This is a genomic window from Larkinella humicola (assembly GCF_008727875.1).
GTDB lineage: Bacteria > Bacteroidota > Bacteroidia > Cytophagales > Spirosomataceae > Larkinella > Larkinella humicola.
The window spans coordinates 731695-745847 of sequence record NZ_VTWS01000001.1; the positions used below are offsets into that span (position 1 = coordinate 731695).

At 53.1% G+C, this 14153-nt stretch carries 9 protein-coding genes; 7 read left to right on the forward strand and 2 right to left on the reverse strand.

The annotated features are described in order from the left end of the window. Positions 1-29: 29 nt before the first annotated feature. A complete protein-coding gene (locus F0P93_RS31950) occupies positions 30-1763 on the forward strand; it encodes a TSUP family transporter (RefSeq protein ID WP_310587977.1) in 1734 nt (577 codons plus the stop codon). 45 nt (positions 1764-1808) lie between these two features. Here F0P93_RS31950 and dapA read toward each other — a convergent pair whose 3' ends face one another. After that, complete coding sequence (gene dapA / locus F0P93_RS03140; RefSeq protein WP_150874894.1) at positions 1809-2705, reverse strand: 4-hydroxy-tetrahydrodipicolinate synthase; 897 nt, start codon at positions 2703-2705, stop codon at positions 1809-1811. Between the two features lie 88 nt (positions 2706-2793). Continuing rightward, entirely contained in the window at positions 2794-4839 is a 2046-nt protein-coding gene (ligA, locus tag F0P93_RS03145; protein ID WP_150874895.1) for an NAD-dependent DNA ligase LigA, read from the reverse strand. Between the two features lie 178 nt (positions 4840-5017). On the opposite strand from ligA, the gene rpe reads away from it, so the two are divergent. The 6 genes from rpe (at position 5018) to F0P93_RS03175 (ending at position 14065) form a co-directional block, all read left to right on the forward strand. Then, positions 5018-5710 carry a ribulose-phosphate 3-epimerase gene (gene rpe / locus F0P93_RS03150; RefSeq protein WP_150874896.1) on the forward strand — a complete coding sequence of 231 codons (693 nt, stop codon included), beginning with the start codon at positions 5018-5020 and terminating at the stop codon, positions 5708-5710. Between the two features lie 40 nt (positions 5711-5750). Further along, on the forward strand, positions 5751-7166 hold the full coding sequence (locus F0P93_RS03155) for an alpha-amylase family glycosyl hydrolase (RefSeq protein WP_150874897.1): 1416 nt from the start codon (positions 5751-5753) through the stop codon (positions 7164-7166). A 121-nt stretch (positions 7167-7287) separates the two neighbouring features. Beyond that, the gene (locus F0P93_RS03160) at positions 7288-9324 is read left to right on the forward strand and encodes an OmpA family protein (RefSeq protein ID WP_150874898.1); all 2037 of its coding nucleotides are present in this window, start codon (positions 7288-7290) and stop codon (positions 9322-9324) included. 110 nt (positions 9325-9434) lie between these two features. Further along, positions 9435-11168, forward strand: coding sequence for a glycosyltransferase family 39 protein (locus tag F0P93_RS03165; RefSeq protein ID WP_310587978.1), 1734 nt, complete (start codon positions 9435-9437; stop codon positions 11166-11168). Continuing rightward, on the forward strand, positions 11169-11984 hold the full coding sequence (locus F0P93_RS03170) for a transketolase (RefSeq protein ID WP_150874900.1): 816 nt from the start codon (positions 11169-11171) through the stop codon (positions 11982-11984). Positions 11985-12067: 83 nt separating this feature from the next. After that, on the forward strand, positions 12068-14065 hold the full coding sequence (locus tag F0P93_RS03175; RefSeq protein ID WP_138994087.1) for an NAD-dependent epimerase/dehydratase family protein: 1998 nt from the start codon (positions 12068-12070) through the stop codon (positions 14063-14065). The last annotated feature ends 88 nt before the right edge of the window (positions 14066-14153 follow it).

Here is a 14153-nt window from a genome sequence, read left to right on the forward strand (position 1 = left end):
TCCGGTTCTGCCAGTCTTTTTTCCAGGTCATGCATCACCAACCTGGTATGACGCTCATGCAGGTTCTTGGCTTTTTTTGTTCGCTGTTAATTGGCATCAGTCTCGGCCTTCTGGGGGGCGGGGGGAGTATGCTGACCCTCCCGGTGCTGGTCTATCTGCTGGGAATCAACCCCGTAGTTTCTACGGCCTATTCGCTGTTCGTGGTGGGAATCACTTCGCTCATTGGCTCGATTCACTCCATTCAGAAAGACGAAATCAATTACCGGGTAGCTTTCATTTTTTCACTTCCATCGCTCTTGTCCATCTTTCTCGTCCGCAACTTTCTACTGGCCAGAATACCCGATCGTTGGTGGCTAACCGAGACCTACCTGCTGAGCAAAGACAGCCTCATCATGGTTTTTTTTGCGCTGCTCATGCTCGTCGCTTCCATTTCTATGCTAAGGGACCGGCACACAGAAACAACCGTCGCAACGCCTTCTGTTCGATTTCACGATTCCCTCGTCGCTTTAGCCGGTTTTTTTATCGGCGCAGTGACCGGGGTGGTCGGCATCGGGGGCGGTTTCCTGATTATTCCTGCCCTGGTTTTGCTGGTTCGTCTGCCGATGAAAAAAGCGATCGGAACGTCGTTATTGATCATCACCATCAAATCTCTGGTCAGTTTTTGGGGTGATCTGCCAGTCATTTCAATCAACTGGCCGTTTTTAACGGCCTTCACCGCGTTTTCAGTCGTCGGAATTCTGGTTGGTTCCCACTATGCGAAGTCTATTTCCGGCTACTGGCTCCGGCGGACTTTTGGCTGGTTTTTAGTTGCCCTGTGCGTGTTTATTCTCAGTCACGAAATCCTGATTGCTCCTTCGCCGGTTTCGGCCAAAACCGTTGCTCAACGGCAACGCTCGTACCATCAAATTCCCTGGAAAGCCCCGAACCCTGCCGAAATCACCCAACAACCGGATGCGCAACTGGTCCGGTATGGGCGGGAATTAATTGCCAATACGGCCTATTATCTGGGTCCGAAAGGCAAGGTAATCCCACTCTCCAACGGGATGAATTGTCAGAATTGCCATTTGGATGCCGGAACCAAGCCCTGGGGCAATAACTTTGGAGCCGTGGCAGCTACTTACCCCCGGTTTCGCGAACGCTCCGGAAGCCTGGAGACGGTGGTGAAACGAATTAGCGATTGCTTCGAACGCAGCTTGAACGGTTTTCCTCCCGACACGGCCAGTCGGGAAATGCGGGCGATGGTGGCCTACATCCAGTTTGTCGGACAGTCAGTATCCAAAGGGGAAAGCCCGAAAGGGTCGGGAATCTGGCCCCTGCCGTTTCTGGAGCGCGCGGCTGATCCCGAGAAAGGGGAACTGGTTTTCCGGCAAAAATGCGTCGTCTGCCACGGTCTCACCGGTCGCGGAAAACGCAGTACCGGTGGTTCAGGTTTCGTCTATCCGCCCCTTTGGGGTAAAAACAGCTACAACACCGGAGCAGGTTTGTACCGCCTTTCCCGCTTTGCGGGGTATATCAAAGCCAACATGCCACTGGGAGCCACCTGGGACAAACCGCAGCTCACGGATGAAGAAGCCTGGGATTTAGCCGCTTACATCAATTCACAACCCAGACCCTTGAAGGAATTCCGGAAAGACTGGCCCCGAATCGAAGGAAAACCCGTCGATCACCCGTTTGGCCCCTTTGCCGACCCTTTTTCCGAACAGCAACACAAATACGGCCCCTTCAAACCGATTGATCAATACCGAAAAAAAGCAACCGGATAGCGTTCCGGTTGCTTTTCAGTCCCTGTATTTTCTCGACGGAACGGTTTAGGCCACCAGTTCCACCAGTTTATCGCGTTGCAAAACCTCCCGCATCCGGTCGCCCAGATCGTCCGATGCCGTGTAAAGCGGCAGACGCACCGTGGAAGAAATCAGACCGAGAATTTCCAGAATTTTCTTGATTCCCACCGGGTTTCCTTCTTCATACAACAGCGGATCGATGCGCAGGAAATGGCCGAGTTCGGTGCGGGCAAACGCAAAATCACCTTGCAGGGCCGCGTGGATCATGTTCGTAAACTTGGCCGGTAACGCATTGGCAACTACCGACATCACACCAACGCCCCCGATGCTGATGATGGGAACGCCCTGCACATCGTCGCCCGAAATCAACAGGAAGTCCTCCGGTTTGTCGCGGACAATTTCCATGCACTGTTCGATGATGCACGAGGCTTCTTTTACGCCGATGATGTTCGGGTGTTCGGCCAGGGTGCACACGGTTTCGGCGGTCATGTTGATGCCGGTCCGGGGCGGAATGTTGTAGAGAATAACCGGCACCGGGCTGGCGTCGGCGATGCGCGTAAAGTGTTCGATCACCCCGCGTCGGCCCGGTTTGTTGTAATACGGACACACCGACAAAATGGCGTCGATGCCTTCGAAATCGGTATCTTTGATGGTTTCAATGACTTCCGGCGTGGCATTGCCGCCAATGCCGTAGACGATCGGCAATTTTTTCGGGTTATTTTCCTTAAGATACTGAAGTAGCTGTTTCTTTTCCGATTTCGTCACCGTCGGCGATTCACCCGTGGTACCTTGCAGCACAATGTAATCGACACCTCCGTCGGTAATGTGCTGAACGACCCGGCCAAAACCATCGAAATCGATGGTCAGGTCGTCGTTAAACGGGGTAACAATGGCGACCCCAACGCCGTGGAAACGAGCATTCATGTATTTCGTACTGGATTAGAAGGAATATGCAAATCGGAAATTGGGACAAAGGTACGGTTTTTCAGTATGAAACCGTATTTCTGTTGACCTAACTGCTCAACATCGCCAGAAACTCGTCCTCTCCAATCATCGGAACCGCCATTCTGGTGGCTTTCTCCACTTTCGACGGCCCCGGATTTTCGCCGACAATCAGGTAATTCAATTTCTTGGAAACCCCGCTCAACAGCTTTCCACCGTGGGCTTCAATTTCGTTTTCGAGTTCTTCGCGACTGAAATTGGCGAACGTGCCGGTATACAAAAAAGTCTTGCCGACTAGCGTCTCCCCTTTTTTCTCCACCGCCACGCGGTCGGTTTCCATTTGCAAACCCGCCAGCCGCAACCGCTCGATGAACACCTGGTTTTCGGAGTCGGCAAACCAGGCCACCACGCTCTGGGCAATCCGATCGCCTACTTCCGGAACGCCCAGCAAGGCCTCGTGGGAAGCCGCCCGGAGCGCGTCGATGTTGCCGAAATAATCCGCGAGTTTTTCGGCCGTCGTGTTGCCAACATACCGGATGCCGATGGCAAACAGCACATTCGAAAAGGGCTGGGCTTTCGAGCGTTCGATGGCCGTCAGGATGTTTTCGACGGATTTTTCCCGCAAACTGACGACCCGCTTTTTACCGGTTTCCAAATCCACAAATGCCTTCTCCAAACCCAGCAGTTTCTCCACCGTCAGCTCGTACAAATCAGCCGGGCTACGCACCAGCCCCCGGTCGATCAGCATTTCGATCTTGCCTTCGCCCAGGCTTTCAATGTTCATGGCCCTCCGTTGAATAAAATGTTCGAAACGGGCTTGCAACTGCGGAGGGCACGCTTTCTCGTTCGGGCAGTAAAAGTGAGCCTCGCCTTCTTTTCGCACCAAAGGCGTTTCGCAGGCCGGGCAAACCGCCGGATAGACGATGGGCAAACTGGCCTCGGTTCGCTGACTGAGGTCGACACCGGTTATTTTGGGAATAATTTCTCCGCCTTTTTCGATAAAAACCACATCGTTCAGCATCACGCCCAGCCGCTGAATTTCGTTGGAATTGTGCAGCGACGCGCGTTTAACGACCGTTCCGGCCAGCAAAACCGGTTTCAGATTGGCCACCGGCGTCACCGCCCCTGTCCGACCAACCTGGTATGAGACGCTGTTGAGCACCGTTGTGGCCGCCATCGCCTTGTATTTGAAGGCAATGGCCCAGCGCGGACTCTTGGCCGTGAAGCCGAGTTCGCGCTGCTGGTCGTAGCGATTGATTTTGATGACAATGCCATCCGTCGCCAGCGGCAGTTCGAACCGCCGGGTTTCCCACTCGGCGATGAACGCCATCACTTCCTGAATTGAACCGCATTTCCGCCAGGTGGGCGACACATTAAAGCCCCATTGCTTCATGACCACCAGACTTTCTTCGTGGGTTTCAAACACTTCCGGGTCCGACAAAAACGAGTAGAGATAACAATCCAGCCGCCGTTTGGCCACCGCCCCGGAGTCCTGCTGCTTGAAGGTGCCGGAAGCCGCATTGCGCGGATTGGCCAGCAACGGTTCGCCAATGTCTTCGCGTTCGCGGTTAATGCGCTCAAATTCAGCGAGTGGCAAGAAGCCTTCGCCCCGGACTTCAAACAAAGGCGGCACGTTGGAACCATTTATTTTCAGGGGTAGCGTACGAATGGTACGGACATTGGCGGTAATGTCATCCCCCCGGACGCCGTCGCCCCGGGTAACGCCCCGCACCAGAATCCCGTTTTCGTAGGCCAGGCTCAGGGCAACGCCGTCGAATTTCAGTTCGCAGATGTAGTCGTAAGCCGCTCCGTTGAGCCCTTTTTGCACCCGGACATCGAACTCCGTCAACTCCGCTTCCGAGTAGGTATTGCCCAGCGACAGCATCGGAAACCGGTGAAAAACCGTGGCAAATTCCTTGCTGATGGTGCCGCCCACGCGGTGCGTCGGAGAGTCGGGACGGCTGAACTCGGGGTGTTGCCGTTCCAGGGCCGTTAGTTCCTCCAGCAGTTGGTCAAAGGTAAAATCATCGACCTCTGAAATACTGTTTTGGTAGTACTGGAAGTTATACTGATTAAGCCGATCAGTAAGTTCAGCGATTCGTTCCTGAGGATTCATTCTATTTTTAAACTAAAATTGCACCGGGTTTTCACAGCGTCAGTAAAATCGAATTAGACTGCAATCTTACTAAATCCTGTACGGACTCGGGCATCCGGTTCGAATTGTTCAAACAAAAGAATTAATTTTGGTGTCAACTTTTGCAATTCGGAAACATTATTTCACTAAAAACGCCTTCATGATTCCACCTTTGATTGCCCCATCTATCCTGGCTGCTGATTTTGCAAACCTGCAACGCGACGTTGAAATTCTCAACCGCAGTGAGGCTGATTGGATTCACGTGGACGTGATGGATGGCGTTTTTGTACCCAATATTTCGTTTGGCATTCCCGTCTGCGAAGCCGTTAACCGCCACGCTACCAAACCGTTAGACGTTCACCTGATGATTGTGCAACCCGAACGGTATATCGATGCGTTTGCCCGGGCGGGGGCTGCCCATCCCGACCGACCCGGCACGATTACCGTTCACCTTGAAGCCTGTACACACCTGCACCGGACGCTAACCCAAATCCGGGAAACCGGCTGCCGGGCGGGCGTTGCGCTGAATCCGCACTCGCCGGTGGAGTTGCTGGCAGATGTGCTTGATGAAATTGATCTGATTCTGCTGATGTCGGTCAATCCGGGATTTGGCGGACAATCATTTATTCCCCATACCTTGCAGAAAATCCGGAAACTGCGCAGGCTCCTGGCGGCTTCGGGTCAAACTGCGTTTATCGAGGTAGATGGTGGAGTAGGGAATGATAATGTGGCGGCTTTGGTAGAGGCTGGTGCCGATGTGCTGGTGGCCGGCAGTTCCGTTTTTCGGGCCGACGACCCCACTGAAGCGATTCATACGCTGAAACACTTCGGCCAAACCGCCCGGCCGGTATAAACGGAAGCTTAGTCAATTTACACGACCTTTTTAATCAGGCATGTATACGAAAATATTTTGTGGTTTACTGTTGGGAAGTTTGCTGTTGTTCTCGGTTCTGTCCTGCAAGCAAACACCAACCACCGGGAACGATCCGACCAATGTCAATGATTCGAGCGTGGTACAAAGTCGAATTCCTACCGTGGATTGGGCCAAAAACGCGACCATATATGAGATCAATATCCGGCAATTTTCACCGGAAGGCACGTTCAAAGCCGTTGAAACGCAACTCACGCGCCTGAAAGAACTGGGTGTCGATATTCTCTGGTTCATGCCCATTCACCCCATCAGCAAGGAAAACCAGCGCACCCTGCCCGGCAATCCGTATGCCGTAGAAGATTACAAGGCCGTCAATCCCGACTATGGCACGCTGGCCGATTTCAAGGCCCTCGTCAAACAGGCCCACGACCTGGGCATGCACGTGATCATTGACTGGGTGCCTAATCACACCGGCCGCGCGCACACCTGGGTGAAACAGCACCCCGACTGGTATACTCAAATCAACGGCAAGATGAGTCCGCCGATTGACGACCAGGGCAAGGTGACCGATCGACCCGACGTGTTCGACCTCAACTACAAGAACCCGGAACTCCGGAGCGCCATGATGGACGCCATGCAGTTTTGGGTGCGCGAATGCGACATCGACGGCTACCGTTGCGAAGTCGCCGGCTATGTCCCGGATGATTTCTGGAGCGAAGTCCGCCCCAAACTCGACAGCATCAAAACCGTCTTTATGCTGGCCGAGTGGGAAGACAAGCCCGAGCATTTCAAGGAATGTTTTAACATGAATTATAGCTGGAGTACCTACCAGCTTATGAAGTTGATTGCGAAAGGCAAACGCCCGGCTTCTGCCCTCGATTCGCTGCTGGCCCACAATAAGGAACGGTTTCCGCGTGGGTATTATCAGATGCAGTTTACGCAGAATCACGACGAAAATGCCTGGGTCGGCACCCCAACCGAACTATTTGGCAATGGCGTCGATGCCTTCACGGTACTGGCGTTCACCTTCGATGGCATGCCGCTGGTGTATAACGGAATGGAGTCCAACCTGAATAAACGACTGAAATTCTATGAAAAAGACCCGATTTACTGGGGCAATTACAGCAAAACGGATTTCTACAAAACCCTGTTGACGCTGAAACACCGCAACCGCGCTCTCTGGAACGGCCTGGCCGGTGGTTCCCTCATCAAAATTCCGACGGAGAAAGACGACAAAGTGTACGCTTTTTACCGCCAGCAGGAAAACGACCGGGTCATCGTCATCGTCAACCTCAGCCCTACGCCCCAAACCATTCGGCTGAACGGCGACGGTTTTGAGGGCGTTTATACCGAGGTGTTCAGCCGCCAGCCCGCCGAACTGCGCAACTCCCTGACGTTCGCACTCAAACCGTGGGAATATAAGGTGTATACCAATTAAGAGTTATGAGTGAAGAGTTATGAATTATAAGTGCTATCTTGGTTTAAGGATGCGCATTCATCCTTTTAACTCTTAATTCTTCACTCATAATTCTTAACTCTTCAATCCTAAATTAACTTGCATGATCCGGGGAGTCTTACTGGTGCTGGGATGTGTGGTGCTTCTTTTACCTGCGGTTTCGGGTCAAACCGTGCAGTGGGCCAGCTCCGTCGTGGGTTTTTCGTCGGAAGGCCGGGGGGAAGCCTACACGCAGCAATACCGGGCCAATCAGATTTTAGGAAAACCGAATCGGCTCCCGCAGGTCGGTGACAACGTCTGCGCCTGGTCACCGCTCTACCCCGACGGTCCGAACGAGGAGTGGATTACCGTCCGGTTTGCCGAAACGATTCCCATTCACCAGATCGCCATCTTCCAGAGCGGAAACCCCGGAGCCATCAGCCAGGTTCTGATCATCGACGGTTCGGGCCGGGAAATCCCCGTGTACAAAATGGGGCCATCTGCCCAGATTGCCGAGAGTGGCCAAACTCCCATTCTTCGCATCGCCCCCACCGACCCGGTTATCACCGCCAACACCGTTAAACTGGTCATCAGCCCCAACCGGATTAAAGGGCCCAACCAGATCGACGCCATCGGGATTTCGTCCGACCCTCAGCCCATCGACATTGCCATCAACGTGTCCAAAGACGCTCCAAAAGATCTGGTAAAAGAAAACATCGGTTCGCAGGTCAATTCGCGGGGTCAGGAAGTGGCTCCGGTGATTTCGCCGGATGGCAAAACACTCTATTTCACCCGGGGTCAACACGAACGCAATACCGGCGACCCCAAAAGCCAGGATGTCTGGTATTCGACCCTGCAACCCAATGGCGAATGGGGAAACGCGATCAACATTGGACCGCCAATCAATACGACCGCCGATAATGCCGTCAGTGGCATGTCGCCGGATGGCCGAACCATTTACCTCATCAACGTCTACAAACCCGACGGTTCTGTTACCTACGGTTTATCCAAGTCGACGCTGGGCAAGAACGGCTGGTCGTTTCCGGTCGAGTGTGTAATTGCCAACAACCACAACCTGCACCGCAATGCCTACACCGAATACGCCATTGTGCCAGATGGCAAAACGATGATTCTGTCTGTTCAGCGCCGGAATTCATTGGGAAACAAGGATTTATACGTCTCGTTTTTACAGCCGAATCAAACCTGGAGCGAACCGCTCAGCATGGGCCCGGTTCTGAATACCGCCGAATACGAAGGGGCTCCCTTCGTGGCTTCCGACTCCCGCACGCTCTATTTTACGTCGGCCGGGCGGCCCGAATACGGCAATGGAGATATTTTTGTCAGCCGACGGCTCGATGATTCCTGGACCAACTGGTCGGAACCGGAAAACCTGGGGCCGGTCATCAACACCCCGGAATGGGATGGGTATTTCACCATTCCGGCCACCGGCGATTACGCCTACCTGAGTTCCATCCAGAATTCGATGGGTGGCGAAGATATTTTTCGGCTGAAACTGTACCCAGCCATCAAACCCGATCCCGTGGCCATCGTGTCGGGCCAGGTCATCGACGGTGTTACCAAAAAGCCGGTCGCTGCGGAGGTTTTTTCAACAATTGCCCCCGAAAACAAAGAAAACAGCCGGGTTAATTACGATCCCGAAACCGGCGATTTCAAGCTGTTGCTGGCCATGTCGAGCAGTTATAACCTGACGGCCAAACGCGAAGGCTACTTCCCGTCTACCGAACTGGTTGACCTCAGCAAAGACAAACGCTTCAAGGAAATCCGGAAAAATCTCATTTTAACGCCCATCAAAGCCGGGCAGCGGGTCGTCCTGCGCGACGTCCTGTTCGAACAAAGCAAAGCCATTCTTTTAACCGGCTCCACGGCCGAACTCGACCGCGTGGTGCAGATGCTGAAAGAATACCCAACGATGGAAATTCAGGTCGATGGACACACTGATAACCAGGGCATTTGGGACCTCAACATGAAACTGTCGCAGGACCGGGTCCGGGTCGTGAAAGAGTACCTGCTGGCGCAGGGCATCCCCGACCTCCGCATCCAGACCAAAGCCTGGGGACCGAGCAAACCGATCGCCAGTAACGAGACCGAAGAGAAGCGTCGATTGAACCGAAGAGTAGAATTTACGATCCTGAAAATGTAAAGTCCCACAAATCAGTTTAATTTTACCCGCAGAAAAGTTATAGTATTGGATTAATGTCTCTATCGCCCCCTCGTCGAACGTCTGTTTTTATTCTGTCCGGAATTATTCTGTTGGCTTTTATCCTCCGGATTTACCGATCCGACACCTACGGTATCTGGTTTGACGAAAAGGCGACGCTCCTCATCAGCCAGTGCATTGCGATGGAAGGAGCTAATCAGCACGATGTATTCGACAAGAAAGATTCGCCTTATTTTACGCCCAAAGAGTTCTGGAAACCCAAAACCTTCGCCGACTTCAGTGAAGCCGTTCAACGGAGTGACATTGGCCACAGCCCCGCTTATTATGCGGTTTTATGGATTTGGGAAGAGATTTTCGGCCTCAGCGATTTATCGATCCGGTTTCCTTCGATCATCTTCAGCACACTAACGGTTTTACTCGTTTATTTTTTTGCCAAGCGTCATTTCCGGCTGGAACCGGAATCGGCGACCCGGCTGGCGTTCATCAGCGCGTTCATTGCCGCCATCGAGCCGTTGTTCATTGCCCACAGCCACATCGCCCGCAACTATTCGATGACGTTCTTTCTGACGCTGCTGTCGACGCACGTTTTTCTGATCATCATGGAAAAAGAGCAGAAAAAGAAAGCTCCGACAAAACTCTATGCAGGCTATTGCGCGCTCATTGCTATTTCAATTCTATCTCATTACCTGACGGTTACGGTTTTTCTGTGTCACGGTCTGTACACCCTGCTCTACGTCCGCAAATGGCCGATGTGGTATAAACTGGGTGCATCCTTTGCCGTTGCCATTGGGTTCGTATCGCTGTGGATGATTTTCGGCGGGGGGCAATCCACGTTTTTCACTCTAAACCATCAGGCCGTATTCTATCGTAACCTGGCGCTGACAAACCCTGTAAATAGCGGATTTGGCCTTATTCTGCCAGCCACGATTCCCAACGTTTTCTGGCGATCGTTGCCCATCTGGAGCGATCTGGTGTTGTTTACCAACGGCCTGGCGACTGCAACGGCCGGTTACCGGAATGTGGGGGTTGCACTGCTCATCGGTCTGCTATCGGTATTTCTTATTTACCGGTATCGGAACCAGCGCCAGCCCCCTCAATGGGTCAAATTCGTGCTGCCCGTTCTGATGCTGGCCGGGCTGGCTTTCTACAGCATCTATCCGTTGCAGCACCTGGTTTTGTCGGCGACGCTGCCGCTTTTTTACCTGATGATGGTGGCTCTGCTGGAAGATTTCAGGACGAACGACCGCCCGTTGATCGTTTTTCTGGTATTGCTTTCCGTGGTTCCCACTCTGTTTCTGATCCTGATGGCGTTCCGCTCCGGGCATACCTACGGGCTGACCCAGCGGTATTCGGGCTTTTCATTTCCGTACGTGATCATCCTGGTTGCCATCCTGATTCGAAAACTCGCGACGCAAAAATTATGGCTTAGTTTACCCCTGACGGCGGTTTTGATCATTCAGGGCGGTTTGGTCATTCAACTGCTGCAACGCATCTATAACGATACGGCAGCCAAGTATACGTCGTTTTCCGTTCCCCGCACCACCAATCCGTTTCGGGAATCCGCGAAAAAAATTGAAGCACTCTATGTCCCCGGCGATACGGTTTTGTACCCGTCGCTGAAACGCCGGGAATACTCCGATATCGACAAAAGCGGTCGACCCTATGCCATTATCGATGCCCAGTTGGTTAACATCTATTTGCCGAAAGACGCCACCTATTTCCAGCGCATCGACCCCATGGAACGGGATAAGATTGTACTGGTCAAAGGCAAGACGGGCCAGAAAATCACTATCTTTGACCTCGAAGGAACGAAATACAGGTATTAAATGACTTCACCAGCACTCACAACCGATATTACGACCCTCAGCGGCCAACTGCGGCTGAAGGTCCTCGAATTGTATAATAAGGCCCATGCCGGCCACATTGGCTGCTCGCTGAGCTGCCTCGATATGATGATTGCCTCGCTGATTCTGCGTAAACAGGAAGAAGATACGTTCATTCTGTCGAAAGGTCATGCCGCAGCGGCCTTATACGTCTGCCTCAATCATCTGGGCGAAATCTCGGACGAACAATTGCAATCGTTCTACAAAAACGGCACCACCCTGCCCGCTCACCCCGCACCCAACAAACACAAAGGCATTCCGTTTGCCACCGGCTCACTCGGCCACGGTTTTCCCATTGCGTCGGGTATTGCGCACGCGAACAAATTACAGGGCAACACCAACGCCGTGTATGTGCTGATGTCGGACGGGGAAACCAACGAAGGCACCACCTGGGAAGCCGCCCACTACGCCCTGCAACAGGGACTGGATAACCTGACAGTGCTGATCGACAAGAACGGTTTGCAGGGGTTTGGCCCCACCGCCGAGGTGTTTGGCGACACGGCCGACGTGGCGAAATGGAAAGCCATCGGGTTTGACGTGGTCGAAGCTGATGGTCATGATGTGGAAGCCCTGCTCGTGATCCTCGACACGCTACGGCTGCAAACCAATGGCAAACCCAAAGTCATTATTGCCCACACGGTGAAAGGCAAAGGCGTTTCGTATATGGAAAACCGGCTTGAATGGCATTATTTGCCGATGACTGCCGACCTCTACGACCAGGCCTGCAACGATATAAACGACCGGTATTTTACCGCTTGAGACATTTTTACTGACACCTGTCAGGTTTTCAAAACCTGACAGGTGTCAGTAAAAATGTTACTACATTTACCAGTTAACCACGAATGTCTAAACAGATCCTTCCGTACCAGGACAGCATCCTTCAACTAAAAGGACCCATTTTCGTCTTCGGAGCCAGCGGCTTTATCGGTGCCAATTTATTCGATCAGATTTTTCAGCTCCGCAAGGATTGCTACGCCCTGACGCACGACGCAACCAAAGCCTGGCGGCTGAAGTTGCTGAACGTTCCGACGGAAAATGTCATTCACTGCGATATACTTTCCCATAAATCGGTTCAGGAAATTTTTGACCGCTACAAACCCCGCACCATCTTCAACCTGGCGGCATACGGGGCCTACAGCAAACAGAAAAACGTCAACCTGACCTACGAAACCAACGTCAACGGTACGGTCAACATTCTCGAAAACTGCACGCCCGACACGGTGTATATTCACGCCGGCAGCAGCTCGGAATACGGTTTTAACTGCACTGCCCCGAAAGAAACCGACCGCGTCGAGCCCAACAGCCACTACGCCGTTTCGAAAGTTTCGGCGGCTTACATGCTGGAATTTTACGCCCGCGTCCACGGCCTCAAAACCCTGAACCTGCGGTTGTATTCGATTTATGGCGGCTGGGAAGAACCCGACCGGCTGATTCCCCGCCTGGTGGAAGAAGCCCGGAAAGACACCCTGCCTCCGCTGGTTTCGCCCGACATCAGCCGCGATTTTGTTTACATCGACGATTGCGTGGAAGCCTTTGTTCAGGCCGCCCTGAAAGTCGACAAAACCATCAGCGGACGGTCGTATAACATCGCAACGGGTCAGAAAACAACCATGCGCGAGCTGGTTGACGAAACCCGCAACACATTTGGGTTGACCATCGATCCCGTCTGGGGCAGCATGGGAAACCGGCAGTGGGACCTCAGCGACTGGTATGGCGATCCCGAAGCCGCCAACGCCGACCTGGGCTGGAAAGCCCGGACGCCCCTGGGCGTCGGACTCCGAAAAACCGCCGACTGGCAGATCCAGCACGACTATGCCGAACGCGTGTTGCCTGCGTTTGCCAACCCGACGCTCAACCCCGTCATCACGGCCATCATTGCCTGCTACAAAGACGCACAGGCCATTCCGTATATGTATGATCGGCTGGTCAAGACGTTCAACGAGATGAAGGTGCGGTACGAAATCATTTTCGTGAACGACAATTCACCGGACAACCAGGAAGAAGTCATCGACGGAATTTGCGCGAAAGATCCCAACGTGATCGGCATTACCCATTCGCGCAACTTCGGTTCGCAGTCGGCTTTTCTGAGCGGCATGGAAATTTCGTCGGGCGACGCCGTGGTGCTGATGGACGGCGATTTGCAGGACCCCCCCGAAATCATTCCCAGCTTCTACGAAAAATGGCAGCAGGGTTTTGACGTCACGTACGGCGTTCGGGTGCAGCGCGAAATGCCACCCCACGTTCATTTCTTTTACCGGACATTCTACCGGCTGTTCAAGAAAATGTCGTACATCAACATTCCGGTCGATGCGGGAGATTTCTCGATGATCGATCAGAAAGTGGTGCGTGAACTCGTGGCCCTGCCCGAAACCGAGCAGTTTCTGCGTGGTCTGCGGGCCTGGGTGGGATTCAAGCAAACCGGCGTCGGTTACGTGCGGCCGGAGCGGATGTTCGGCGTATCGACCAACAATTGGACGAAAAACATCTGGTGGGCCAAAAAAGCCATTTTCTCCTTCAGTTTTGCCCCGCTCGAACTGATGTCCTACGCCGGATTCCTGCTAACCGGGCTGTCGCTGCTGGGCATTCTCTGGCAGATTTTGGCTAAATTTGTGTTCTTCCCCAACACCCCCGCCGGTATCTCGACCATCATTGTGCTGGTTATGCTGTTCGGTGGCATCAATTTGCTGGGGGTGTCATTTGTCGGCGAATACATCAGCAAGATTTTTGAAGAAACGAAAAAGCGACCCAAATTCATCCGCACCAAGGTTCGAAAAGGCGAGCACCTCTACAAAACCGCATCCGAAATCCGGGCGCTGGTGGAAGCGAGAAAAACAAAATAGAGAAGTAAAAGTTGTTTCGCGGAGTTGAGCTGAGAAAAGAAGAGATAAGCGGAGAGGTATAAAAACTCCGCTTATCTCCCCCTTTTCT

Excerpts from the sequence above, each read along its gene's own strand:
- F0P93_RS31950 (WP_310587977.1), top strand. The coding sequence starts at position 30 with ATGCATCACCAACCTGGTATGACGCTCATGCAGGTTCTTGGCTTTTTT.
- dapA (WP_150874894.1), bottom strand. The coding sequence starts at position 2,705 with ATGAATGCTCGTTTCCACGGCGTTGGGGTCGCCATTGTTACCCCGTTT.
- ligA (WP_150874895.1), bottom strand. The coding sequence starts at position 4,839 with ATGAATCCTCAGGAACGAATCGCTGAACTTACTGATCGGCTTAATCAG.
- rpe (WP_150874896.1), top strand. The coding sequence starts at position 5,018 with ATGATTCCACCTTTGATTGCCCCATCTATCCTGGCTGCTGATTTTGCA.
- F0P93_RS03155 (WP_150874897.1), top strand. The coding sequence starts at position 5,751 with ATGTATACGAAAATATTTTGTGGTTTACTGTTGGGAAGTTTGCTGTTG.
- F0P93_RS03160 (WP_150874898.1), top strand. The coding sequence starts at position 7,288 with ATGATCCGGGGAGTCTTACTGGTGCTGGGATGTGTGGTGCTTCTTTTA.
- F0P93_RS03170 (WP_150874900.1), top strand. The coding sequence starts at position 11,169 with ATGACTTCACCAGCACTCACAACCGATATTACGACCCTCAGCGGCCAA.
- F0P93_RS03175 (WP_138994087.1), top strand. The coding sequence starts at position 12,068 with ATGTCTAAACAGATCCTTCCGTACCAGGACAGCATCCTTCAACTAAAA.